Here is a 23,092-nt window from a genome sequence, read left to right on the forward strand (position 1 = left end):
GCTCACCGCTTTCCGGCGGGGCGGTTCCGGTCGAGGTCGAGGCCGAGCATCCGGATCGCGTTGCCGCGCATCAGTTTGTAGACGGTCTCGTCGTCGAGCCCTTTCACATGGTCGAGTGCGACCTCCTTGGTGTGCGGGAAGGTCGAGTCGACGTGCGGGTAGTCGGTCTCGAAGGTGGCGTTGTCGCGTCCGACCGCGTCGAGCGAGGCGACGCCGTGCTTGTCGCGGAAGAAGCAGCAGAAGATCTGGCGGTAGTAGTAGGTGGACGGCGGTTCGGGGATGAGGTCGCGCACCCCGCCCCAGGCCCGGTGTTCCTCCCAGACGTCGTCGGCGCGTTCCAGGGCGTAGGGGATCCAGCCCATCTGCCCTTCGCTGTAGGCGAGTTTGAGCCGGGGGAACTTGACCAGGACGCCGCTGAAGAGGAAGTCCATCATCGAGGCCATGGCGTTGTTGAAGCTGAGTGACGCCTGGACGGCGGGCGGTGCGTCCGGGGATGCGGCGGGCATCTGCGACGAGGACCCGATGTGCATGTTGACCACGGTCCCGGTCTCTTCGCAGACGGCGAAGAAGGGGTCCCAGTGGCCGGAGTGGATCGAGGGCAGTCCGAGGTGGGTGGGGATCTCGCTGAAGGTCACGGCGCGTACGCCCCGGGCTGCGTTGCGGCGGATCTCGGCGACGGCGAGGTCGATGTCCCAGAGCGGGATGATGCAGAGCGGGATGAGCCGCCCGCCGCTGTCGCCGCACCACTCCTCGACCATCCAGTCGTTGTAGGCGCGCACGCAGGCGAGCGCGACCTCCTTGTCGCTCGCTTCGGCGAAGGTCTGTCCGCAGAAGCGGGGGAAGGTGGGGAAGCAGAGCGAGGCCTCGACGTGGTTGAGGTCCATGTCGGCGAGCCGTGCCTCGGGGTCCCAGCAGCCGCGCCGCATCTCTTCGCGGGTGATGCCTTCGAGGGTCATGTCGTCGCGGTCGAAGCCGACGGCGGCGATGTTGCGCTTGTACGGGAATTTGAGGTCCTCGTAGATCCACCAGTCGGTGGGCGGCCCCTCTGGGTCCATGGTGATGACGTATTTCCCGCCGATGTACGCCAGTTCGCCGATGCCGGCGGTCAAGGGCTTCGGGCCGCGGTCGCGGTACCTGGCCGGGAGCCAGGTCTCGAAGAGGTGCGCGGGCTCGATCACATGGTCGTCGACGCTGACGATCCGCGGTAGCTCCATCGCCGTCTCCCCTCGCTTCTGATGGACATTTCTGATGACCCGTCAGAAACCGAGGCTAGCCCCGGACCTCTGGACCGACAAGGCGCACACCCGTACGCTTCCGGGCTACGCGGTCTGACGGTCCATCAGATCTGGGGAGTGTCCATGGACGACGCCACAGCCACCGCACACGACGACGCGACGCCCACCGCACACGAACGGGCCACGGCCACCGCACACGAACTGGCCGCCTGCGCAACCCTCTGGGAGCTGGTCGAACGGCGCGCCGTTCTCACACCCGACGCACCCGCCCTCCTCCAGGCCGGAACCTCGGTGGAGGACGACAGGAGGCTCACCTTCGGCGGACTGCGGGACCGCGCGGAGAGGGTGGCCGCCGGGCTGTACGAACTGGGCGTACGGCCCGGCACCTCGTTCGCCTGGCAGCTCCCCACCCGTATCGAGACCGTCGTGCTCTCGCTGTCCCTCGCCCGCCTGGGCGCCGTACAGAGCCCGGTCATCCCCGTCTACCGCGACCGTGAGGTGGGGTTCGCGCTGCGCACGGCGAAGGCGGAGTTCTTCGCGGTGCCGGGCACCTGGCGCGGATTCGACTACACCGAGATGGCCCGCCGCCTCCCCGACGCACCCCGCGTCCTGGAGGCGTACGACGCGCTCCCCGAGACCGATCCCGCACTCCTGCCCCAGCCCCCGGCCTCCGGGACCGACGTCCGCTGGATCTACTGGACGTCGGGCACCACGTCCGACCCCAAGGGCGTCCTGCACACCGACCGCAGCCTGATCGCCGGAGGCTCCTGCCTCGCCCACGCGCTGCGGCTGCGCACCACGGACGTCGGCTCGATCGCCTTCCCGTACGCGCACATCGGCGGCCCCGACTACCTGGTGATGATGCTCCTGTACGGCTTCCCGGCCGTCCTCCTGGAGCAGTTCGCGCTCCCGGCGTCACTCGACGCCTACCGGCGCCACGGCGTGACGGTCGCGGGCGGATCCACCGCCTTCTACGCGATGTTCCTCGCCGAGCAGCGCAAGGACCCCGCCCGCCCCCTCATCCCGTCGCTGCGCCTGCTGGCGGGCGGTGGAGCGCCGAAGCCCCCGGAGCTGTACCACGAGGTGGTCACCGAGCTGCGCTGCCGGCTGACCCACGGCTACGGCATGACCGAGGCGCCGATGATCACCATGGGGTCGCCGGACGACACCGAGGAGCAACTCGCGCACACCGAGGGGCGTCCGCCCGCCGCGATGGAGATCCGTGTCGTCGACGGCGAGGTGCGGCTTCGCGGCGAGGCGGTCTGCCGCGGCTACACCGACCCGGACCAGACGGCGGCCGCGTTCGACGCGGACGGCTTCTTCCTCACGGGCGACCTCGGGCGCGTACGGGAGGACGGCCATCTCGTCCTCACCGGGCGGCTGAAGGACGTCATCATCCGCAAGGGCGAGAACATCTCGGCCAAGGAGATCGAGGAACTCCTCTACCAGCATCCGGCCGTCGGCGACGTGACCGTGATCGGGCTGCCGGACGCGGCGCGAGGGGAGCGGGTCTGTGCGGTGGTCGAGCAGCCCAAGGGCGCTGAGCCGCTCACACTGGAGGCCGTCACCTCTTACCTGGGCGACCAGGGGCTGTCGGTGCACAAGCTCCCGGAGCAGCTGGAGATCGTGGACGCACTGCCGCGCAACGAGACGCTGCGCAAGGTCCTGAAGTACCAGCTGCGGGAACGCTACTCGGCGACCTGACGTGGCGGGACGGGATGGGCGGCATGCCTCGATCGGGTCCCTGACCGGAGTACGCCGCGCACGTCCGCGCCCTGCCTCGGAGCCGTCGGGCGTGCGTCCGTGCCGCCGCGGCGGCGGAGGCACGGCATCGCGGAGGCGCAGCTCAGGCGCGGAGGCATCGCGGAGGCCCGGCATCGCGAAGGCCCGGAGGCGCGGTGTCTACGCCGGGCCGCCGAGCCGCCCGGTCAGGTCGGCGAACGCCGCACGGACGGCCGCCGGGTTCTCGACCCAGGGGAAGTGCCCCGCCGAACCGATCCTGCGTCGGAGGATGTTGGACGTGGTGAACGCGGGCTCGTCCTGCCACAGGCTCTGGTCGACGATCCGGTCCTCGGCGCCGCTGACGATCAGGACGGGCAGCGACGCGGGTGCCCATCGTGCGCGGTACTCGTCGTCGAAGTGCTCGCCCGACCACGCCACCGCGGCATGGTTGTAGGAGCAGCGCGACAGCAACGCGCGTCCCTCCGGGACGAAAGGCGCGGTGAAGTTCCACGGCGCGGAGGCAAGAGCGAGTCGCCGCAGGTTCGGATCTCCGGGCTCCCGCTCGTACTGCCGGGTCGCCTCGTCGATCCCGGGGATCGGATGCCGCGCCGCGTACTCGGCGAATGCCGGCAGCCAGCCCGCGTGCGGCGCGCTGCTGACCAGGACCAGGCCCGCAAGATGCGGTTCGAGCTCCGGCACGGACAGCAGGTACATGCCTCCTGTCGAGTGGCCCACCATGACGACATCGTCCAGCGCCCGCGCCGCCTCGACGAGGACACCGGGCCAGCGCGCGTACGGCTCGGCCGGTACCTCGGACACGTCGCGGTTCGACCCGTCGCCGGGCAGGTCGACGAGCCAGGCCGTCCCCGGCACCCCGGCCGCCTCCGCCAGGCCTGCCACGGATTCGGAGCCCAGCCCGGGACCGCCGGGCAGGAACAGCCAGTTCCACCGCCCGGGTCGGGAACCGGCCCTGCGCAGCCGTACGCCCGACTCGGTCCACTGCTCGTCCCGCCGCACGCTTCCGTGATCGCTCATCGCGCATGTCTCCGTCACTGGCCTCCGGGTGGCTGCTCCCTGCCGTTCGTGACAAGCCGTACGTGGCGTGCCGTACGTGGCGTGCCGTACGTGGCGTGCCGTACGCGCGGCAGCGAGCAGAAGCCACATTTCGCCATGGATGGGAACGCTCCCGCAACCGCATTGAGCGGGGGCCGCGGAGCCACCCCGGAGCGCACCGCGGCCGTACGGGCCGGGCCGGCACAGCACCCGAAGCGCGGGCCGGGCAGGGCGGAGCCCGGACACCGGCCGGGCAGCGGGGAGTTCGGGGCCCGGGGCTCCGCCGGGGTCGGCAGCGCACGCGCCGGGGAGTCCGAAGACAGGCGCGGTAGGGAGTTCTTCGTCACGGGCCGGGACGCGCGGGCCGGTTCATCGACGGGCGAAACCCGGGTCCCACGCCCCGGAGCAGCACGCATGGAGCCCCCTGCACCGACCTCTCACAGCACCACCACAGGCCTGGACCCGTGGCGCGAACGGGGCCGTGGCAGAGCGCCCGAGCGACCCGGTAGCGTGAACCGACGCTTCCGTAGGCACGTTCCGCCATGAGGCATGAGGAGTCCCGGTGACGCACAGCGGACAGGGGAACGAGTCGCAGCTCCCTGCGGCCCGGCACGCCCATGAGGGCGTCGTGCTGCCCGCGAACGGTGGCGATCCGTGGGTGCCGGAGCAGCAGGCTTCGCCCGCGACCGGGCAGCCATGGGGTCAGCCCTGGGGCCCGGACTCCGCGGAGGCGCCGCACGACCCGCAAGCCCCGCCCGCCTCGCAGGCGCCGCACGGCCCGGTCGCACCGCACGGCGGCCCCGTCGCACCGCACAGCCCGGCCACGCCGCATGGTCCGGCCGCACCGCAGTCCAACGCCTGGGCGCCGCAGCACGACCCGTCGGCGCCCGCAGCTCCGCCCGCCGGAGTCGGGGCGCCCACGCCGTTCGACCAGCCCACGCCGTTCGACCAGCCCACGCCCGCGCAACCCGGCGCCTGGACGCAGCCCGCACAGCCGACCCCGCCGCCCGGCCTGCCCTCCCAGCCCGGACTGGCCGCCCAGCCCGGACTGGCCGCCCAGCCCGGCCTGCCCGTACCGCTCGGGCAGTCCGCACCGCTGGGGCAGCCGCTCCCCCTGCCCGCCGAGGGAACGCCCTTCCCGCCGCAACAGGCGCAGCAGATGCCGCCTCAGCCCGGCGGCGGCGCGGTGTCCGGCACGGACGCCACGCAGTACATACCGCCCATATCGGGCGGCGGCGCTCTGCCTGCCGAGGCACCGTCGGAATCCACGACGTTCCTCGGCCGGCGGCCCCTCCAGCACCAGGGCGGCGGCAATTCCGACGCGGAGGCCACTCAGTTCATCCCCCCGGTCCCCGGCGCCTCCGGCCCGGACCCGGCGCAGCGGCCCCAGCCGCACGCGCAGCCCCCGCAGGACCCCGCCGGGGCCCCCGCCCCGCCCATGGCCGCACCGTTCGGCATCCGCCCCGGCCTGCCCGGTGACCGGCAGCCGCTCGCCGACTTCGACGGACTGTTCCGCGACGCGACCCCGGCCGGGTCCGGCTCCGAGCCGCCCGCCGCCACCCAGCACCTGCCGCGCTTCGCCGAACCGCCGCAGGGCGCGCAGCCGCCCGGCGCCCAGCCGCCGTACGCGACCCAGCAGGGCTACGGCGGCCAGGGCTACGGCAACCAGCCGCCCGCGCCCGACTCCTACGAGCCCGAGGGCCACGGCCGCCGCCGGCTGTCCCCGCTCGCCCTGATCGGCATCGTCATCGCGGGCTGCACCGTCGCGGGTCTCGCGGCCGGTGCCGCACTCAGCGGCGGTGGTGACAGCAAGGACGACACCGAGAAGACCGCGCAGGCGAGCGACGCCGGTGACGGCGGCAACAAGTCCTCACCGGCGGCCGATCCGGCAGAGTCCCAGGCCAAGGAGCTCGACGGGCTCCTCTCCGACAGCAACAACAGCCGCGCCACCGTCATCAGGTCCGTCGAGAGCATCAAGTCGTGCCGGAACCTCGGCCAGGCCGCGCAGGACCTCCGCTCCGCCGCGGGCCAGCGCAACAGCCTCGTGACCCGCCTGGGCAAGATCTCCGTCGACAAGCTCCCCGACCACGCGTCGCTCACGTCCTCGCTGACGAGCGCCTGGAAGGCATCGGCCGCCGCCGACAACCACTACGCGGCCTGGGCGGATCAGGTCGCCAAGGGCCGCAAGAAGTCCTGCCCGGGCGGCAAGGCACGGGTCACGGGCCACACGGCCGCCGGCAACCGGGCCAGCGGGGACGCCACCACCGCCAAGAAGCAGGCGTCCCAGCTCTGGAACTCCATCGCCGAGAAGTACGCCCTCACCAAGCGCCAGGTCACCCAGCTCTGACCTAGGTCCGAAGACGGCGCGGGGCGGCACCGCCGTACGGTGCCGCCCCGGGCCGTCGTTGAGCCCCCGGCACGCGCCGAGCCGTTCAACCCCAGGGGTTCGCCGGGTCGTTCAGCCCTCGCAGCCCCCAGGCCGTTCAACCCCCGTAGTCCCCGCGGCCGTTCAACCCCCGTAGTCCCCGCGGCCGTTCAACCCCGATGCACCATCGGACCGTTCAACCCGACGCCCCATCGGAGTTCAACCACCGTGCCCGCGCTGCTGTTCAGCTCGCAGGCGGCCGGACCGCTCAACTCCTCTTGCCGTGGAGCCGTTCAGCCTCCGTACTCGCCCGGTTCCGCCCGCTCCTCCAGCGTCTTCGCGACGTCCACCGAGCCGCCCCCGACCGGCACCAGCTGCCCTCCGCGCACCACTTGGTAGGTGACCCGCGCGTTCGTGATCCGCGGGAAGCCCCGCACGGCGAGCATGTCCTCGTACCGCCAACTCAGCTTGGGCGTCAGCCCGCCGGTGTCCACGCCGCCGTTGCCGAGGGTGCCGTCCAGCGCGCGGCGTACGGACTTGGCCGTGACCTCGCGGCCGTCCAGCGACTCGATCGCCGCCTTCAGCACCGTGTACGCGATCCAGGTCGTCTGCACGCCGGGGTCCGCCGGGTCGATGCGGTTGTCGCCGAACGCGTGCTCGTTGATGACCTGGCGCATCGGCTCCCAGCGCGCGTCGCTCGCCGCCGGGTACCACCCGGTGACGTAAGCCCCCTCCAGCGGGCTCGACCTGCCGCCGGTCCGCGTCACCAGGGACTGCTGCACGCTGCCGAGCACCGAGGCGATCGTGACCTTCCCCTTGTCGTCCTGGATGCGGCGGAAGGAGTCGAAGAAGCTGTCGGTGCGGTCCCCGAGCGCCGCGGTGACGCACGCCCTGTCCGATGTCGCGGCGTAGTCCGCGGTCCCGAACAGAGCGGGGTCGGCGCCCGCGCGTGCCAGGGCGCGCTCGGCCTGCGGGGTGTAGTCGGTCGCGTCCTCGGGCGCCCGTACGTCGTGGGCGGCATCCCGGTCGGCCTGCTCCAGGCCCGCGTTCATCAGGGACGGCATCTGGTCGCCCGCGATCGTGTCGGGCCGGACGAGCGAGACCTGGTCACAACTACGGGCGAGCTGGCGGCCGTTGCCCGCGAGCAGCGTGGCCACCCCGCCGTTGACGGGGTACGAGAGCGGGCTGTTGAACTCTTCGTCCGCTATTCCGTAGCCACCGATGTAAGGGATTCCGGAGGCTTCGAGCTGCGGCATGAAGGACCGGCCGTGCTGGCTGTACGAGCCGACGACCGCGACGACGTTCTCCGCGGCGGCCCGTCGTGCGCAACGGCCCGCGTTCACCGACTCGTTGCGGTCGTTGCAGCCGATGACCTTGAGTTCGCGCCCACCGAGTCCGCCACGCTTGTTGACCCAGCGCGCATACGCCTGGGCCATTGCGGGCATGCCCGGCATGTTGGTGGCTTTGGTCCCTTCCGGGGCCATCGTCATGATCACGATCGGGTCCTTGGCCGTGCGCGCGACCCCGGACAGCGAGCCGCATCCGGCCAGCAGCGCCGCAGCCGCCGCCAGTGTGGCGACCGAGGTGATCGCGGCAGCTTTGACGTTGCGGGAGGGACGAGAGGGGCGTGGGGGGTGATTGGGGCGCGAGGAAGGGGAGCGTCGCCGTCCGGTCATACCGCACAACCCTTCCGCCCGCCTCATAACGGAAGAGTGACGTCCGGCCAACGCCCCGTAACCCAGGAGTGAACAGCGAGGGTCCGTGCACGAGCCACTTGTGAAGAACGTACGATCGGGAACTGTGCAAGGTAAGGAGAGGTCTTCCCGTCGCGGCCGTCGCTCGACCACCATGGGCGGCATGCCACTCAACGACATGCCGTGGTGGCGCTGGCGCAGCAATGTGCGCTCCGCGCTGCACATGCTCTCGGACCCCGTTTTCCAGCAGGAATGCTGGCTCGCCGGCCGCGAAGGCTATGGAGATGTCACCGACGCCGTCTACCGGCTCGTCGAGGACACCTGGCTGGACAACTGGTCCGGCGAGAAATACGTCGGCACCATCTTCCGGGACTCGCAGGAGGCTGCCCTCGTGGACGTCGCCGTGCTGCGGGTTCTGCGGATCATGCACCAGGTGGGCCCGGACGCACCTGTGAGCGCGTACATCGCGCACCACGGGTGGACCGAGGCCGTACGAGCCGCCCGCGAGGCGCACGTACGGCTCGCCACCAACGACGGCGAGGACCCGGACACACCGCCGCTCACGCTCGACGTACTCGCGATCATGAAGCGCGAGATCGCCTCCGAGGCCGTCTAGAGGCACGGCGCGGGACGTCCCCCGCCGACCTCGGCACCCACCCCCGGCACCCGCCCTCCGGTTCGGGCCCGCGGAACGCTCGCGGAACGGTCCCGGAGCAGGCTCGGTGCAGGTGAGCGGCGCAGGTGTGCGACGCTATGGGGTCATGAACGAGTCCCAGTCCGCCGCCGCCCCGCGCGACCCCGAGCAGTACGTCCTCACGCTCTCCTGCCCGGACAAACAGGGCATCGTGCACGCCGTGTCGAGCTATCTCTTCATGACGGGCTGCAACATCGAGGACAGCCAGCAGTTCGGCGACCATGACACGGGACTGTTCTTCATGCGGGTGCACTTCTCCGCCGAGCAGCCTGTGACGCTGGAGAAGCTGCGGGCCAGTTTCGCCGCGATCGGCGACCGCTTCGGGATGGACTGGCAGATCCACCGGCCCGAGGAGAGGATGCGGGTCGTCCTCATGGTCAGCAAGTTCGGGCACTGCCTGAACGATCTGCTGTTCCGTACGCGGATCGGCGCGCTGCCCGTGGAGATCGCGGCCGTGGTCTCCAACCACACCGACTTCGCCGAACTCGTCGCCGGCTACGGCATCCCCTTCCACCACATCCCGGTGACGAGGGAGAACAAGGCGGACGCGGAGGCGGAGCTGCTGCGGATCGTCGAGGACGAGGGCGTCGAGCTGGTCGTGCTCGCCCGCTACATGCAGGTGCTCTCGGACGATCTGTGCAAGGCCCTGTCGGGGCGGATCATCAACATCCACCACTCGTTCCTGCCGAGCTTCAAGGGCGCGAAGCCCTACCACCAGGCGCACGCCCGCGGCGTGAAGCTGATCGGCGCCACCGCGCACTATGTGACCGCGGACCTCGACGAGGGCCCGATCATCGAGCAGGAGGTCGAGCGGGTGGGGCACTGGGTCACGCCCGATCAGCTCGTGGCGATCGGCCGCGATGTGGAGTGCCAGGCGCTGGCCCGCGCGGTCAAGTGGCACAGCGAGCACCGTGTTCTCCTCAACGGCACGCGCACGGTCGTCTTCGCCTGACCCGACGGTTCCGCACGGCCACCGCCTGACCGACCGGTTCCGCACAGCCGCCGCCTGACGCGACCGGTTCGCCCGTCCAGCTTCGCCCGGCCGTCTTCGCCCGGTCGTCTCGCCCAACGTCACCGCTTCCCGCACGGCCGTCCGCGCCCGGCACGACCGGTTCCGCACGGCCGGTCCCGCACGACCGCCTCAGGATGCGGCGTCACAGACGGGACAGCGCCGCCGCGGCGGAGAGAACCTCGCGGATCGCCTCCCGGTCGCCATCCTGCCCCGCCGCCGCGTCCTCGGGCAGGATGTGCCCGGCCGCGAGCTGGCAGAACTCCGTGGCGTCCAGCGCCACCCGCGCCACTTCCTCCTCCGGTGTGGCCGCCGCGCCCGGCGAGTCCAGCGGGATGAACCAGTGGCCGCCGCCCTTGCCCTCCACCTCCAAGTGGAGGGTGCGGCCCGGCTTTCCCGCCGCTCCCAGCCGGTGCACCGGACCGGCGAGCCCGACCCGGCGCCGCCCGGCGAGCGTCTCCGGCAGCAGCCGCACCGCCAGGTCGATCATCAGGTGCAGATGCGCCGCGGCCGGGGGCTCGTACGGGTAGTCCACGGCCTCGGCTATGTCCCAGGCGTGCATCCAGCACTCGAAGGCGCGGTCCAGGAAGGAGTCGCGCAGCGGCAGCCCGAACTCCCCGTACGGCACCTGCTGTTCGGCGGCCGGGCCGCCCGCGAAGCCGACCGTGCGGACCATCGCACGGGCCTGGTCGCGCCACAGGTCGCGCACCGAGCCCGGCGGTTCCGGCATCTCCGACCGCCAGTACGCCTCGGTGCGGGAGGTCGGTGACGCGGGCGGGGACCCGGGTCCGGCGAACTCCCCGAGCCCGCTCAGCGGATCGGCCAGTCCCAGAGCCACCGCCACCGCTCCGTCGACCGCCATCAGATGCGCGAGCACCGCGGCGACCGTGGCCTCGCGCTCGGCGCCGCGACTGCCCTCGTACCAGCGCAGCCGCACCGGAGTTCGCCATTCCGACTCGCCCATGTCGTTGAGCAGCGCGTCCAGCCGCGCGGTCTCCGCGTCGTACGGCGCCGCCCATTCCGGCACCGGGATACGCGCCGGCCGCCGCCCCAGGCACCCCGCCAGTGTGCGGGTGCGCAGCATGGGGTCGAGGTCGAGGTTGTCCTCCTTGTGCAGGAGGCCGACCGCATCGCGCAGCCGTACGGCTTCGTCGGCGCACATCGCGCAGTCCGTCAGATGCGCCTCGACGGCCGCGGCCTCCTCGACGGAGCACGCGGACAGGGCCCACGCGCCCAGCAGCGATTTGAGGATCTTGTGGTCGAACGGAATCACCGGAGTGGCCTTCTGAGCAGGCACCTCCGGCTCAGGCGGAACCGGCAGCGGGGTCGGCTGGGGCAGGGAGGGCGGCGCGGGCGGCATCACCGACTCCGGGTCGGGCAGGGGACCTCGGTCCTCGGCCGCCGCCCGCGGCGGTGGTATGCGTGGACGTTCCTCCGCGGAGCCGCTTTCCGGCTCATCGGGCCGGTCGGGGCCGAACGGGCCGCTCACAGCGCGCTCCCCGGACCGGGCGACCGCGACGGCGCGTGCCCCGACGTCTGATGCGCCGTGGACAGCAACTGCAGGCCCAGTCGCAGTCGCCGCCGGGCCTCGTCCTCGGTGACGCCCAGATCGGCGGCGGTCTGCCGGTAGTCGAGGTGCTTGAAGTAGGCCAACTCCAGCGCGGCGCGCAGCGACGCGGGCATGGAGTTCCTGATGTAGTCGGCCCGCGCCGCGGCGGACGCAGCCCTGACCTTCTTCTCCATACGGTCGGGCGCCACGCCCTCCCCCATGTGCTGCGCCTCGGTCTCGCGCAGCCGCCGCACAGCCTGCCGGTGGGCGATGGAGGCGATCCACGAGCGCAGCGGGCCCTGGTTGGCGTCGTACTCCTCCGGGTGCTCCCAGATCCGGACGAAGATGTCGCGGGTGACGCGGTCGGCGGCGTCCTCGTCGTCGAGCACGCGATAGGCGAGGCCGTGAACAAGGGAGGCGAACCGGTCGTACAGCTCACCGAGCGCGGCCGCCTCGCCGCGCACCAGTCGCTGTTGCATCTTCCGGTCCCAACGGGGAGATGCGTCGTTCGCCATCCGGCCCCCATCCCTGTGCCGTCGTTCCCATCGAATGTAGTGGGCTCTACGCATATCGCACGTGCTTTGGGCAATGTGGCCCCGGAGGCGACCGAAGCTGATATAGATCCGGTCACTTTGCTCGTCGCTTCTGAGACTGGTGTTCCCGATTGCGCATAGGGTCATGACGAGCGACGGGCGAGTCGTGAGTTTCAGGGGGGAACGGTCGGGCAGCCGCAGTCGGAAGGGCTGCTTCCGCATAGCGATCGCAAGCGAAGGGACGTCGGGCGCGTGACGTTGAAGGTGATGGAAGCCGAGCAAGGCGACTGGGCGGTACTGAGCATCTCGGGCGAGATGGACTTGGTGACCTCACCCTCAGTACGCCAGCACGTGCACGAGGCGGTGGCCGACGGCCGCCGCAGCCTCGTGCTCGACCTCTCCGGAGTCCGCTTCTGCGACTCCAGCGGCGTCGGGGTTCTCATCGCCTCCCGCAGACTGATGCGCTCCTGCCAGGGCCGGCTGCGGCTGATCCTTCCCGCGCGAGGCGCGGAGGACGGCTCCCACGTGAACCGTGTCCTCGCCGCCCTCGGCGTCCGCCGCCTCTTCGAGGTCTATTCGGACGTCGACTCCGCGCTCGACGAGACCGCGCGCCCGCTCTCCGCGTAGCCCTCGCCCTCCGCGTACGCCTCGCCCTTCGCCCAGCCCTCGCTCGCCGCGAACTCGCACCAGACGACCTTCCCGCGCACCGGCCGCTCGTAGCAGCCCCACTCCTTCCCCAGCGCGGCCACGATCGCCAGGCCGCGCCCTCCGCAGCCCTCCGTGTCCGGTACGCCCTCCGGCCACCTCGGCGGCGTCCGCGCCGGATCCCCGACCTCCACCCGCAGCCGCCCGTCCCCGCACCACAGCGCCAGCGCGATCACCCCGCGTGTACAGCCGCACGGGCACACGGCGTGCCGTACGGCGTTGGTGACCAGCTCGCTCGCCACCAGCTCGACCGTCTCGGCCAGTTCCCCTCCGCCGAGCCCCCAGGTCGTGAGCACCTCCCGGACATGCCGGCGGGCCTGCGCCGCGGCGAGCGGGCTGTGAGGCAGAGGCAACCTGCTGATGTGCAGGCCACGTTCGGTTTCGTGATTCACATCACCACTGTCGGCGCTGATGGCTACTCTCGGCTACACGATGGTCGCTGACAGCGGCCACTGTTGCAGTGCCGTACGCCAAGGGGGACCGCCATGCCGAACACGACCGACCTCGATCCGTCCAAGTCCCCCCTTGCGTTCTTCGGCTCGGAGGTGCGCCGCCACCGCGAGAAGACGGAGATGACGCAGAAGGACCTCGGCGGAAAGCTGTACTGCTCGGGTGCGCTGGTGGGCTACATCGAGACGGCGAAGCGCTTCCCGACGGACGAGTTCGCCGACGGCTGCGACAAGATCTTCGAGACGGACGGCTCGTTCGGGCGGCTGTGGCCGCTGGTGGCCCGACTGGCTCTGCCGTCGTGGTTCCGCGAGTACGTCGAGTTCGAAGCAGCCGCGACGGCGATCCGTACCTACCAGGCGCAGACGCTCTACGGGCTCCTGCAGACCGAGGACTACGCCCGTGCCGTCATGCGCACGAGCCGTCATCGCGATCTCGACGGATTGGTCGCGGCGCGCATGGAGCGCCAGCACATCCTGACCGGCCCAAAGGCACCCGACATCTGGGTCGTCCTGGATGAGGCCGCACTGCGTAGGCGTCCCGCTGACAACGAGGCAATGCGGGCTCAACTCCAACGCCTGTTGGATTACCGCTTTGACCCAAAGATGGTCATTCAGGTGCTGCCCTTCAGCGCAGGTTTCCCAGCCTCGCTGGACGGTTCGTTCACCCTTCTCGACATGGATGAGGGAGCCGACTTCGTCTACAGCGAGGGGGTGGGCAGCGCGCAAGTCATGGCTCATCCGGACGAGTTCAAGCAGGCGGCGTTCCGATACGATCTTCTGCGGGCCGCCGCTCTCTCACCAGGAGACTCGGCGGAGCTTATTGCCTCACTCCTGGAGGAGCTATGAGCACCAGATGGCGCAAGTCGAGTCACAGCAGCCCCCAGGGCGGGGACTGCATCGAGTGCGCCCCGCTCGGAGGCGCCGAGTGGCGTAAGTCCAGTTACAGCAGCGGCCAGGGCGGCGAGTGTGTCGAGTTCACTCAGCTCGCCGGTGCAGCCGTAGCCGTCCGTGACTCCAAGGATCCGGACGGTCCACGGCTCCACTTTTCGGCTGATGCATGGCACACGTTTCTGAACTTCGCCTCCGGCCAGGACGTACGTACTATCTGACCCCGGTACCCGACGCAAACGTGAGGCCGACCGTGGATCCCGCTGAATACCAAGCAAAGATCGCCCGCCGCTTCGCCACCTTCGACCAGGACGGCAACGGCTACATCTCCCGCGAGGACTTCAACGCCGCCGCTGCCGCCGTGCTGGCGGAGTTCGACGTGACAGCCCGCTCGATGAAGGGGCAGGCCCTCTACGAGGGGGCGGAGGCGTTCTGGCAGGGGATGGCGGCGATCGCCGACACGGACGGCGATCAGCACGTCACGCGGGAGGAGTTCGTCAACGGGGCGGTCAAGCGCCTCAGCGACAACGCCAAGCGGTTCGCCGAGATCGCCAGACCCTTCCTGCGGTCGGTGATCCGGATCGCCGACACCGACGGCGACGGAGTCATCACCCCCGAGGAGGCCGAGCGCGTGGTGCGGTCACTCGGGGTCCCGTCGGACGTGTGCGCCATGGTGGCCGCCGCGCTCGACGACAACGGGGACGGCAAGATCACCGAGGAGGAGATCATCGCCGCCTTCGCGCTCTACTTCACCACGCCCGAGCCGACCGCCTGAGCCCGGACTCGTACGGGGATCCGTCCCCGTTCATCGCGCATGGCTCCGCCCACCCGCCCCTGTGAAGGGCGGGTGGGCGGATGTCTTTCTCCCTGCACGCGGTCGCGGCCGCGTCAGGCCGCGACCGTGTCCAGCCTGGCCCCGAACTCCCGTACCACCGGCTCGTCCTTGAACGGGGCGAGCCGCTGCTGCAGATCCTCCAGATATTCCGTGCCGCGGTTGGAGCGCAGCCCGGAGAGGAGTTCGAGCGCCTGCGTACCCGTGGTGCACGCCAACTCGACATCCCTCTGCTGCACTTGGGCCGAGGCGAGCAGCGCCAGCCCGATGGCGCGCCGTCGTGCGCGCGTCTCCGGGTGTCCGGCGAGCGCCTCCTGCGCCCTGCGCCCCGCGGCCTCGGCCTGGCCGAGGTCGCGGTGGCAGTGCGCCAACTCGTCGGCCAGATAGGCGTGGTCGAAGTGCGCGATCCACACCGGGTCGTCGCCCGTGCCCTCCGCCGACGAGCCATCGGCCTTCTCCATCGCCGACTCGGCCCGCATGGCCACGGCCTGGAACGCGCTCACGTCCCCGAGGAGCGCATGCCCGCGCGCCTCGGCCGCGAGGAACATGGCCTGGGCCCGCGGCGTGACGTGCCCGCGCGCGCCTTCCTGGGCGGCGCGCGCGAGTTGGGCGATCTCCCGCGGGTTGCCGAGCGCTGCGGCGAGATGGCTCATGCTCGCCGCGAGCACGTAGCCGCCGTAGCCGCGGTCCCCCGCCGCCTGGGCCAGGCGCAGCGCCTGGATGTAGTAGCGCTGGGCGAGGCCGGGCTGGCCGGTGTCGACGGCCATGTAGCCGGCGAGTTCGGTCAGGCGGGCGACGGCCGCGAAGAGGCCGCGGCCGACGCTCTCGCGGTAGGAGCCGCTGATCAGTCCGGCGACGACGCTGTTGAGGTAGTGCACGACCACCGGCCGTACGTGCCCGCTGCCGAAGCGGTGGTCGAGGTCGACGAGCGCCTCGGTCATGGAACGTACGGCTTCCACGTCGGTCCGCCCGACACGCGCCCCCGCGGTGCGCGCCACTTGCGGATCCGTCTCGGTGATGAGCCAGTCGCGGCTGGGTTCGACGAGCGCGGAGGCGGCGACCGAGGAGCCGGAGAGGAAGTCCCGGCGCCCGACGTCGCTCCGCCACAACTCGCAGACCTGCTCGATCGCACCGGCGACCGTGGGCGAGAACTGCAGGCCGACGCCGGAGGCGAGGTTCTTGCCGTTGGCCATGCCGATCTCGTCGATGGTGACCGTACGCCCGAGCTTGCGGCCCAGTGCCTCGGCGATGATGGCGGGGGCGCGGCCCCGTGGCTGCTGACCTCGCAGCCAGCGCGCGACGGACGTCTTGTCGTAGCGCAGGTCGAGCCCGTGTTCGGCACCGCACATGTTGACCCTGCGTGCCAGGCCGGCGTTGGAGCATGCGGCTTCCTGGATCAGCGCCTGGAGTCGTTCGTTGGGCTGACGCGCTACGAGTGGCCTGGCGGCCATGGCACTACCCCCTTCATCGACGCTACCGTTCTCTTCCCTGCCGTTATCTCGTAAATTCGTGATATTTCTGCCGTTCGGTTATCCAAACGGATTCTCACGAACTGAGCGGGGCCTTCCGGATGTCCGGTGATGCGCAAAGCGCCGCACTTCCCCGTACCCGCTCTTCGCGGACCCCTCTCGCGCGCGCCCCCATGCGTGCTTCTGTGCGCCCCACCCCCCGGAACGTATGCGCCGGTCAACCCCCGCAGAGCCGTAACTCCCCGGCGCAGCGGGAGTTGTCATGAACGTGGACGAGACCATGGGAGTCACCGGCACCGGCCGCGTGACCGGCATCGGCGTGGGCATGAACACGGGCGTGAACTCGGGCCTGGGCGCGGGCGTGGGCGCGAGTACGGATCCGGGAGCGGTTGCGATCACGGCTGCCGGGGCGGAAGTGGGCGACGGCGCACCCCGCTTCCCCCGGCAGCGCGGCGACCTGCTCCTCGACGTCGCGGCGGTCTATGTGAAAGAGCGGCAGTGGGACGTGTTCCCCGGCACATGGCTCGAGATCGTCCGCGGAATGGAACGCTGTTCGTGCGGGGACTTCAACTGCCCGTCGCCGGGCGGGCATCCGGCCCGCCCCGACTGGGCGGCGCAGGCCACGAGCAGCGGGGTCGTGGCGCGGCGGCTCTGGTCGAAGCAGCCGCTGGCGTCGATCCTGCTGCCCACGGGCCGTACGTTCGACGCACTGGACGTTCCCGAGTCCGCCGGCTGCCTGGCGCTGGCGCGGATGGAGCGGCTGGAGCTGTCGCTGGGCCCGGTGGCGTCCACCCCGGACGGCCGGATGCTGTTCTTCGTGCAGCCGGGCGCGGCGGCCAAGGTCCCCGACCTCGTACGGCACCTGGGTTGGGCTGCGAGCACGCTCGACCTCGCGGCACGGGGTGTGGGCGGGTATGTGGCGGCGCCGCCGACGCGGATCGGCGGGCGCGGCCCGGTGCAGTGGGTGCGGCGCCCCTCGGCGCTGAACATCTGGCTGCCGGATGTCGAGGAGCTCATCTGCCCGCTGGCGTATGCGTGCGGGCGCGACGCCGCCGCCGCTCGCAGGCGCCGGACCTCCGGCTGACACCCCGCTCCCCTCCGGACCGGCCCAACTCCCTTCCTCTCGCGCCGACTTCACCCGGTCCGGCTCCCCGGGGGCGGCGACGCCCGATCACGCAATCCCAGCATCCGGAATCACCGGCCAAACCATTTGATCTGACGATGGGGAGTTTGCTTTGATCCCTTTCCGGCCGTGAGGAGATACCGACTCAGGCCGTCATAACTGCAACGGGGGCCTTGATGCACGGAAAAGCCGGACCGGAACACGTCCACCATTTGCACACCCTTGGTCCGCACGGCACCAATCTGGAGGCCGCCTCCCACGAGTGGCTGCGCAGGCGCGGCGTCGAGGGGACCGTGGAGCTGCACTCCTCGATCGAGACCGCACTCGAAGCCGTGCCTGACGACGGGCGCCACGCACTGACCGTCTGCGCCGTCTATCCCGCGCTGCACACCCTGGTGTTCGGGAATCTGCACCGGCTCCACATGATCGACAGCTTCGTCATGCCGACGCACAACATGGTGCTCGCCACCAGCGGCACGGCAACGCCCGCCACCGTCGCCTCGCATCCCGCGCCGAAGGGGCTCGTGCCCGCCGACGCGCAGGTCCACGAGGTGCTCAGCAATTCCCGGGCGGCCATCGACTGCGCCGAGGGGCGGTTCGAGGGCTGCATCACGACGATCGTCGCCGCCGAGCGCCACGGCCTGCGCGTGGTGCGGGACTTCGGTCCCGTACCCATGGTCTTCACCATCCACCAGGTCCTGGCGTCGGTGTCAGGTGCGGAGACCCCGAAGCCGCTCGCCGTGCAGGCGGCACTGTGACCACGGCGACCACGACCGCCCCGATACCGGGACACCTTCTCTCCGAGGCCGCCGAGCTGTCGGCATCGCTGATACCGGGGGTCGACCGTTTCCGGGGGCGCCAGGCCGACGACGGCACGGTTCCGGAGCCCGGCGAGGACGACCGCCGTCTCCTCACCCGGATCCGGGACGAGGCCTGCGCCTGGTACCGGCGGCAGGAACGGGACGACCAGGCAGAGGCGCTGGCGGCGGACATCGACGGCTGGCTCGCGGCCGGACTCGACACCCGTCCGCACTTCGCCCGCTCGCGGGACGCCCTCCGGGCCCCTGCGAACGGCTCCGCCGTCTTCTTCCTCGCGCCGCTGCAGAGCACCAACAGCGCGCCGCCCGTGGGCAAGCGCCTGGAGTGCTTCTTCGCCCTGCGCAAGGAACCCGACGCGCTGCCGGAACTCGCGAACTCGTTTCCGCATCCCAAGAACAACTGCCAGTCGCTGATCCTGATCACCGGCAGCGCAGGCTTCTCGCACGGCAACTGCCTGGTGTTCTTCCCGGAGAACGTGGCCGCTCACGACAAGATCACCGAGCAGCCCTACGCCATGTTCTTCTACAACAAGATGCGCAAGATCCACGAGACGTACGCGCTGCCGGGGGCAGCCGCCGTCCTGACCCCCGAGTCGCTGCCCCGGGCCTCCACGGGCCTGGACGCCGACGTCTGCTTCGAGGCCCGCGCCATCTGGGGCTATCTGCACGACTCGATGCACTACCAGGGGCTCTGGCCGTTCGACCAGCACATCTCACTGAAGATGAACTGGTTCGTCGGGCTGCTGGAAGAGATCAAGGTCGATGCGAAGACGGTGCTCGCCTGCGCGGAGAGCGGCGTCGTCCCGTTCGCCGACGAGCAGATCGACATGGTCCTGCTGGAGCGGGTCTTCCGCTACCCGCAGGCGGACGACGCGACGCGCAACTTCGACTCGGGCACCGGAGTGTTCCTCTACTCGTGGTTGCGCGAGCGCGGAGCGCTGACCGGCTCCCCGGCCAACGGCGGCCTCCTGCACATGGACCGGGCCAAGGCACTCGACGCGCTGCGGGACTTCGTCTCCACGGTCGAGAAGCTGGAGGCGGAGGTCACCACCGACGACGCGTACCGGACGGCGGCCAAGACCCTGGTCCGCCGCTACCTCCCGGCCGGTGAGAAGGGGCAGCGCTACGGCTTCACCGAGGACCAGCGGGCACTGCTGCGCGCCAAGCAGGGGCTGGACCGGCTGCCGCCCCTGACGTTCGGACAGGCGGAATGGTGACGGGCGCCTCCGCGACCGGCCGTGGGGGCGGGCGCCTTGTGGTGCCCGCCCTCTCGGCGCTGATGATCACCCTGCTCGCCGCCGGCTGGCTCGTCGCCGGGCATCTGGTCACCGGCGCTCCCGTACTGGCGGTGGCGGCGGGGCGCACGGCAGCCAGTTTCGTGGTCATCACGGCGGTCGCCGCGCTGTTCCCGCGCACCTGGCCCGGCATCCGGGCAGGGGCCGCACGCCACCGGAGCGTACTGCTGCTGGCGTTCCTCGGCTTCTTCGCGTACTACTCGGGGACGCTGCTCGGCACCAGCCGTATCGGAGCCTCCCGTGTCGGCCTGATCGTCTCTCTGCTGCCGTGCATCACCTTCGTGATCGGGATCGCCGCCTTTCGCGAACCGTCCACGCGCCGCAAGATCCTGGGCACGGTGCTGGCCGTGGCAGCGGCCTGCGGCTATGCGCTGGCCGACGGGGCCGCGAGTGACGGCGGCGGCTCGGGAAGCTCGGGCACCCTGCTGAGCGGGGTGCTCCTGGCGCTCGGCGGCACCTTCACCTACGCCCTCTACGGGTACGTCTACCGGCAACGCATGGCGGACCTCCCCCCGCTGGCCTCGCTGCCCGCCATCACCGGGGCGGGCACGGTCATGCTGGGGCTGGCGACCGTGGTGTTCGTCCCGCTCGGCGATATCAGCCCGGCCGACTGGGGCGGCATCGCGATCCTCGGTGCGGTCCTCACCGCACCCGTCTTCCTCATCTCGCACGAACTGATCCTGCGCAAGGGGCCGCTGTTCACCTCGGCCCTCGCTCTCGTCGTACCGTTCCTGGTGCGCCTGGGAGAGTGGGCGCTGGGCTGGGCCGAGGCGCCCGGACCGCTCGTACTCGTCCTGATCTTCCTCTGCGCCGCCGGGGTGTGGCTCACGGTGGGCCGGCCCCGCCCCGCCCGGCCCGAACGGGTGGCACCCGAGCGGGACGCAGTCCACACCACGCAAGGAACACCGCGATGACAACGAACAACCCGACCGTCGTGCTGGTGTACCAGCGCACCTCACTGCCCTGGGTCTTCGAGAGCGCCGAGCGGGCGGGCATCGACCTCGTACTGGTCCCGCGGCCCGACGAGCCGGTCTCCGGAGCCCTGCCGCCCGCGGTGGTGGACGTCCTGCCCCTGGACCTCGACGCGGACAGGGCCGGCGCCCTGGAGACCCTGCGCAAGCACCACGGGACGAACCCCTTCCAGGGCATCGTCACCCTCTACGACCCGGCCGTGCCGTTCGTCGCCGAGGCCGCCGAACTCCTCGGGCTGCCCGGCATCGGCCGCGACGCCGCGCTCGGCGCACAGGACAAGCGCCTCATGCGGGAACGGCTGTCGGAGGCGGGCCTCAACGTGCCGCGCTTCGTGCGCCTGAACGGCCCCGGCGAGTGGGAGGCGGCGAAGGAGCTGACGTTCCCGGTCGTCGTGAAGCCCGCGACCGGGTTCTCCAGTCTCGGCGTCACCAAGGCCGAGACCCCCGAGACCCTCGAGGCCGTCGTGGAGGAGGTCCGGCAGATCTGTGCGACCAAGCTCGGCGGAGTGGACGGCCTGGTCGTCGAGGAGTACCTGGACGGACCCGAGTTCGCCGTCGAGTCCCTCGCCCACGGCGGCGAGGTCCGGATCCTGAGCATCGGCTACAAGGGCGACCCCGAGGGGCCCCACTTCGAGGAGAGCGTCTACCGTGCTCCCGCCGCCCTGCCCGAGGACGTCCAGGAGGACATCCGCCGCGAGGTGGCCGCCGCGCACAGGGCCCTCGGCGTCACGGACGGGCCCACCCACACGGAACTGCGGCTGCGCGGTGGCGTGACGCCGTATCTGCTGGAACTGGGCGCCCGCATCGGCGGCTCCGGGGTGTCCCACTACATCGCCTCCCACGTGACCGGCGTCGACTTCGCGGCACAGGCACTGCGGATCGCGGCCGGGCTCGCGCCCGAGTCCACGGGCGACGGCAGCCCGGCGCCCGTCGGTGCCGCGGCCAACTACATCGTCCCGTGCGGCGGCTTCGGGCGGATCACCGCGATCCACGGCCTGGACGAACTGCGCAACGACCCGCGCGTCGACCACGTCGTCCAGATGCTCTTCCCCGGCGACGTGGTGCGGCCCTACCCGGACTTCACCGGCTACCCGGCGTTCGTGCTGTCACGGCACACGGACATCGCCGAGGCCGAGGAGTTCCACCGGCTGCTGGAGCGGTCCGTCCGCATCGACTACGCCCCAGCGACGGACGCGTCATGACCCTCGTGCCGTTCGACGACCGGGACGGCGTCATCTGGCTGGACGGCGCGTTCGCCCCGTGGAGGGAAGCCCGTCTGCACGTCCTCTCCCACGGGCTCCACTACGGCGGCGGCGTCTTCGAGGGCGTACGCGTCTACGGCGGCCGGCTCTTCAAATCCGCCGAGCACGCCCTCCGCCTCCATGCCTCGGCACAGGAACTGAACTTCCGCATCCCCTTCACCGCCGCCGAGTTGGACGCCGCCGCGCGGGAGACCGTCCGACGCCAGGGCATCTCCGACGGGTACGTCCGGCCCGTGGCGTGGCGGGGCAGCGAGCAGATCAGCGTGTCCGGAACGGGGGCTCGCGTGCACGTGGCCATCGCCGCTTGGGAATGGCCGCATGTCTTCTCCGCCGCGTCGCAGGATCAGGGGATCCGCCTCAAGACATCGCGGTGGCGGCGCCCTTCGCCCGACACGGCCCCGGTCCGCGCCAAGGCCGCGTCCCTGTACAACATCGGCACCCTCGCCCGCGACGAGGCGGAAGCAGCCGGGTACGACGACGCGCTGCTCCTGGACTTCCGCGGCTACGTGGCCGAGGCCACCGGAGCCAACCTCTTCCTGGTCGTCGACGGCGCCCTGCACACGCCGATCGCGGACACCTTCCTGAACGGCATCACCCGGCAGACGGTCATAGCCCTGGCACGGGAGTCGGGGATCGCCGTTCACGAACGGCGCATCCAGCCCGAGGAGTTGGCCCGGGCCGACGAGGTCTTCCTGACCGGGACCGCGTACGAAGTCCAGCCGGTCCGCGCGGTGGACGACCGCCCGTACGGAGTGGGGAGGACCACCACGGCGCTGGCGGACGCCTACCGGCGTCTGGTCCGCGCGGCGGATCCCCTGCCGTCGGCGGACCGTGTCGGAGCCGACGCCCCGGACGGCCGCCGATGACCGGGACGCTCAGGGACGGTCACCGGGTGTCCTGAAACCGTCCTCCGGGGTGAAGCGGCCCCGGGCGCCGTCGGGGAGCCGTGCCCGGATCTTCACGCGCCGGGTGGTGCCCGACCGCTCCCCACGGAGAGTCGGTACGGGACCGTGCCCATGGGCGGCGGCGCACCCCAGGTGAGGGTGGTGGCGAACGCGCCGTCGAGGAGGATCCCGTACGCCGGGACCTGCCCGCCGGTCCGTGACGGGATCCGGGACGGATGGAGCGGGCCCGTGCCGGAGCCGTCGTACGGGTCAGCCGGAGGCCGCCGTTGTACGGGCCCGCGCGAGCAAGGCCGGGTGGACGCGGGAGGCCGGTGGGCGCGGTCCCGGTCCCGGTCCCGGCGTCCGGGAAGGGCGCGTGGTGGCCTTCCGCGCGCGGGCGGAATCGTGGGGAGGGCCCGTACCGCACGGGGACGACCCGCACCGCCCGGGGACGACCCGCACCGCCCGGGGACGACCCGCACCGCCCGGGGACGACCCGCACCGCCCGGGGACGACCCGCACCGCCCGGGGACGACCCGCAC

At 71.3% G+C, this 23,092-nt stretch carries 21 protein-coding genes; 14 read left to right on the top strand and 7 right to left on the bottom strand.

Features of this window, described 5'->3' with window-relative positions; translation table 11 throughout:
• Positions 1 to 2 precede the first annotated feature (2 nt).
• A complete protein-coding gene (locus tag ACGFNH_RS18790) occupies positions 3 to 1,214 on the bottom strand; it encodes an amidohydrolase family protein (protein ID WP_393655005.1) in 1,212 nt (403 codons plus the stop codon).
• A gap of 144 nt (positions 1,215 to 1,358) precedes the next feature.
• On the opposite strand from ACGFNH_RS18790, the gene ACGFNH_RS18795 reads away from it, so the two are divergent.
• Entirely contained in the window at positions 1,359 to 2,939 is a 1,581-nt protein-coding gene (locus ACGFNH_RS18795) for a class I adenylate-forming enzyme family protein (protein WP_393655006.1), read from the top strand.
• A 198-nt stretch (positions 2,940 to 3,137) separates the two neighbouring features.
• On the opposite strand, the gene ACGFNH_RS18800 is transcribed toward ACGFNH_RS18795, so the two are convergent.
• On the bottom strand, positions 3,138 to 3,992 hold the full coding sequence (locus ACGFNH_RS18800; RefSeq protein ID WP_393655008.1) for an alpha/beta fold hydrolase: 855 nt from the start codon (positions 3,990 to 3,992) through the stop codon (positions 3,138 to 3,140).
• A 580-nt stretch (positions 3,993 to 4,572) separates the two neighbouring features.
• Between ACGFNH_RS18800 and ACGFNH_RS18805 the strand changes: the two genes are divergently transcribed.
• Positions 4,573 to 6,357: a hypothetical protein gene (locus ACGFNH_RS18805; RefSeq protein WP_393655010.1), complete on the top strand. Its 1,785-nt coding sequence runs from the start codon at positions 4,573 to 4,575 to the stop codon at positions 6,355 to 6,357.
• Between the two features lie 311 nt (positions 6,358 to 6,668).
• On the opposite strand, the gene ACGFNH_RS18810 is transcribed toward ACGFNH_RS18805, so the two are convergent.
• Positions 6,669 to 8,051: an ABC transporter substrate-binding protein gene (locus ACGFNH_RS18810; RefSeq protein WP_393655012.1), complete on the bottom strand. Its 1,383-nt coding sequence runs from the start codon at positions 8,049 to 8,051 to the stop codon at positions 6,669 to 6,671.
• A 181-nt stretch (positions 8,052 to 8,232) separates the two neighbouring features.
• Between ACGFNH_RS18810 and ACGFNH_RS18815 the strand changes: the two genes are divergently transcribed.
• Entirely contained in the window at positions 8,233 to 8,685 is a 453-nt protein-coding gene (locus ACGFNH_RS18815) for a hypothetical protein (RefSeq protein WP_393655014.1), read from the top strand.
• A 145-nt stretch (positions 8,686 to 8,830) separates the two neighbouring features.
• Positions 8,831 to 9,715 carry a formyltetrahydrofolate deformylase gene (gene purU, locus ACGFNH_RS18820; protein WP_393655015.1) on the top strand — a complete coding sequence of 295 codons (885 nt, stop codon included), beginning with the start codon at positions 8,831 to 8,833 and terminating at the stop codon, positions 9,713 to 9,715.
• A 202-nt stretch (positions 9,716 to 9,917) separates the two neighbouring features.
• Here the strand turns inward: purU and ACGFNH_RS18825 are convergent, their stop codons facing one another.
• Positions 9,918 to 11,261, bottom strand: a complete 1,344-nt coding sequence (locus ACGFNH_RS18825; protein ID WP_393655017.1) for a maleylpyruvate isomerase family mycothiol-dependent enzyme — start codon at positions 11,259 to 11,261, stop codon at positions 9,918 to 9,920.
• Positions 11,258 to 11,836, bottom strand: a complete 579-nt coding sequence (locus ACGFNH_RS18830; RefSeq protein WP_393655019.1) for a sigma-70 family RNA polymerase sigma factor — start codon at positions 11,834 to 11,836, stop codon at positions 11,258 to 11,260. The genes ACGFNH_RS18825 and ACGFNH_RS18830 overlap by 4 nt, the downstream gene beginning before the upstream one ends.
• Positions 11,837 to 12,106: 270 nt before the next feature.
• Here ACGFNH_RS18830 and ACGFNH_RS18835 point away from each other — a divergent pair, with 270 nt between their 5' ends.
• On the top strand, positions 12,107 to 12,481 hold the full coding sequence (locus tag ACGFNH_RS18835; RefSeq protein ID WP_393655021.1) for an STAS domain-containing protein: 375 nt from the start codon (positions 12,107 to 12,109) through the stop codon (positions 12,479 to 12,481).
• Here the strand turns inward: ACGFNH_RS18835 and ACGFNH_RS18840 are convergent.
• Positions 12,427 to 12,951 carry an ATP-binding protein gene (locus ACGFNH_RS18840; RefSeq protein WP_393655023.1) on the bottom strand — a complete coding sequence of 175 codons (525 nt, stop codon included), beginning with the start codon at positions 12,949 to 12,951 and terminating at the stop codon, positions 12,427 to 12,429. The genes ACGFNH_RS18835 and ACGFNH_RS18840 overlap by 55 nt on opposite strands.
• A gap of 93 nt (positions 12,952 to 13,044) precedes the next feature.
• Between ACGFNH_RS18840 and ACGFNH_RS18845 the strand changes: the two genes are divergently transcribed.
• Genes ACGFNH_RS18845 through ACGFNH_RS18855 form a run of 3 tightly spaced genes read left to right on the top strand, consistent with a single transcriptional unit; the run spans position 13,045 to position 14,671 of the window.
• Positions 13,045 to 13,854, top strand: a complete 810-nt coding sequence (locus ACGFNH_RS18845) for a Scr1 family TA system antitoxin-like transcriptional regulator (protein ID WP_393655025.1) — start codon at positions 13,045 to 13,047, stop codon at positions 13,852 to 13,854.
• Positions 13,851 to 14,117, top strand: a complete 267-nt coding sequence (locus tag ACGFNH_RS18850) for a DUF397 domain-containing protein (RefSeq protein WP_393655027.1) — start codon at positions 13,851 to 13,853, stop codon at positions 14,115 to 14,117. The genes ACGFNH_RS18845 and ACGFNH_RS18850 overlap by 4 nt, the downstream gene beginning before the upstream one ends.
• A 32-nt stretch (positions 14,118 to 14,149) precedes the next feature.
• A complete protein-coding gene (locus tag ACGFNH_RS18855) occupies positions 14,150 to 14,671 on the top strand; it encodes an EF-hand domain-containing protein (protein WP_393655029.1) in 522 nt (173 codons plus the stop codon).
• 113 nt (positions 14,672 to 14,784) lie between these two features.
• Here ACGFNH_RS18855 and ACGFNH_RS18860 read toward each other — a convergent pair whose 3' ends face one another.
• On the bottom strand, positions 14,785 to 16,179 hold the full coding sequence (locus tag ACGFNH_RS18860; protein WP_393655031.1) for a transcriptional regulator: 1,395 nt from the start codon (positions 16,177 to 16,179) through the stop codon (positions 14,785 to 14,787).
• A gap of 280 nt (positions 16,180 to 16,459) precedes the next feature.
• On the opposite strand from ACGFNH_RS18860, the gene ACGFNH_RS18865 reads away from it, so the two are divergent.
• The 6 genes from ACGFNH_RS18865 (at position 16,460) to ACGFNH_RS18890 (ending at position 22,532) form a co-directional block, all read left to right on the top strand.
• Positions 16,460 to 17,281 carry a bifunctional DNA primase/polymerase gene (locus ACGFNH_RS18865; protein ID WP_393655033.1) on the top strand — a complete coding sequence of 274 codons (822 nt, stop codon included), beginning with the start codon at positions 16,460 to 16,462 and terminating at the stop codon, positions 17,279 to 17,281.
• Between the two features lie 251 nt (positions 17,282 to 17,532).
• Complete coding sequence (locus ACGFNH_RS18870; protein WP_393655035.1) at positions 17,533 to 18,078, top strand: bacilysin biosynthesis protein BacA; 546 nt, start codon at positions 17,533 to 17,535, stop codon at positions 18,076 to 18,078.
• A complete protein-coding gene (locus tag ACGFNH_RS18875; protein WP_393655037.1) occupies positions 18,075 to 19,355 on the top strand; it encodes a DUF6421 family protein in 1,281 nt (426 codons plus the stop codon). Before ACGFNH_RS18870 ends, ACGFNH_RS18875 begins: the two co-directional genes overlap by 4 nt.
• Entirely contained in the window at positions 19,349 to 20,347 is a 999-nt protein-coding gene (locus tag ACGFNH_RS18880) for a DMT family transporter (RefSeq protein WP_393655039.1), read from the top strand. Before ACGFNH_RS18875 ends, ACGFNH_RS18880 begins: the two co-directional genes overlap by 7 nt.
• Positions 20,344 to 21,606 carry an ATP-grasp domain-containing protein gene (locus tag ACGFNH_RS18885; RefSeq protein ID WP_393655041.1) on the top strand — a complete coding sequence of 421 codons (1,263 nt, stop codon included), beginning with the start codon at positions 20,344 to 20,346 and terminating at the stop codon, positions 21,604 to 21,606. The genes ACGFNH_RS18880 and ACGFNH_RS18885 overlap by 4 nt, the downstream gene beginning before the upstream one ends.
• The gene (locus tag ACGFNH_RS18890; protein WP_393655043.1) at positions 21,603 to 22,532 is read left to right on the top strand and encodes a branched-chain amino acid aminotransferase; all 930 of its coding nucleotides are present in this window, start codon (positions 21,603 to 21,605) and stop codon (positions 22,530 to 22,532) included. Before ACGFNH_RS18885 ends, ACGFNH_RS18890 begins: the two co-directional genes overlap by 4 nt.
• Positions 22,533 to 23,092 lie beyond the last annotated feature (560 nt).

Origin of the sequence: Streptomyces sp. NPDC048639 (genome assembly GCF_043199075.1) — a bacterium.
Classification (GTDB): Bacteria; Actinomycetota; Actinomycetes; order Streptomycetales; family Streptomycetaceae; genus Streptomyces.

Excerpts from the sequence above, each read along its gene's own strand:
- ACGFNH_RS18790 (WP_393655005.1), bottom strand. The coding sequence starts at position 1,214 with ATGGAGCTACCGCGGATCGTCAGCGTCGACGACCATGTGATCGAGCCC.
- ACGFNH_RS18795 (WP_393655006.1), top strand. The coding sequence starts at position 1,359 with ATGGACGACGCCACAGCCACCGCACACGACGACGCGACGCCCACCGCA.
- ACGFNH_RS18800 (WP_393655008.1), bottom strand. The coding sequence starts at position 3,992 with ATGAGCGATCACGGAAGCGTGCGGCGGGACGAGCAGTGGACCGAGTCG.
- ACGFNH_RS18810 (WP_393655012.1), bottom strand. The coding sequence starts at position 8,051 with ATGACCGGACGGCGACGCTCCCCTTCCTCGCGCCCCAATCACCCCCCA.
- ACGFNH_RS18815 (WP_393655014.1), top strand. The coding sequence starts at position 8,233 with ATGCCACTCAACGACATGCCGTGGTGGCGCTGGCGCAGCAATGTGCGC.
- purU (WP_393655015.1), top strand. The coding sequence starts at position 8,831 with ATGAACGAGTCCCAGTCCGCCGCCGCCCCGCGCGACCCCGAGCAGTAC.
- ACGFNH_RS18830 (WP_393655019.1), bottom strand. The coding sequence starts at position 11,836 with ATGGCGAACGACGCATCTCCCCGTTGGGACCGGAAGATGCAACAGCGA.
- ACGFNH_RS18845 (WP_393655025.1), top strand. The coding sequence starts at position 13,045 with ATGCCGAACACGACCGACCTCGATCCGTCCAAGTCCCCCCTTGCGTTC.
- ACGFNH_RS18850 (WP_393655027.1), top strand. The coding sequence starts at position 13,851 with ATGAGCACCAGATGGCGCAAGTCGAGTCACAGCAGCCCCCAGGGCGGG.
- ACGFNH_RS18860 (WP_393655031.1), bottom strand. The coding sequence starts at position 16,179 with ATGGCCGCCAGGCCACTCGTAGCGCGTCAGCCCAACGAACGACTCCAG.
- ACGFNH_RS18865 (WP_393655033.1), top strand. The coding sequence starts at position 16,460 with ATGAACGTGGACGAGACCATGGGAGTCACCGGCACCGGCCGCGTGACC.
- ACGFNH_RS18880 (WP_393655039.1), top strand. The coding sequence starts at position 19,349 with ATGGTGACGGGCGCCTCCGCGACCGGCCGTGGGGGCGGGCGCCTTGTG.
- ACGFNH_RS18885 (WP_393655041.1), top strand. The coding sequence starts at position 20,344 with ATGACAACGAACAACCCGACCGTCGTGCTGGTGTACCAGCGCACCTCA.
- ACGFNH_RS18890 (WP_393655043.1), top strand. The coding sequence starts at position 21,603 with ATGACCCTCGTGCCGTTCGACGACCGGGACGGCGTCATCTGGCTGGAC.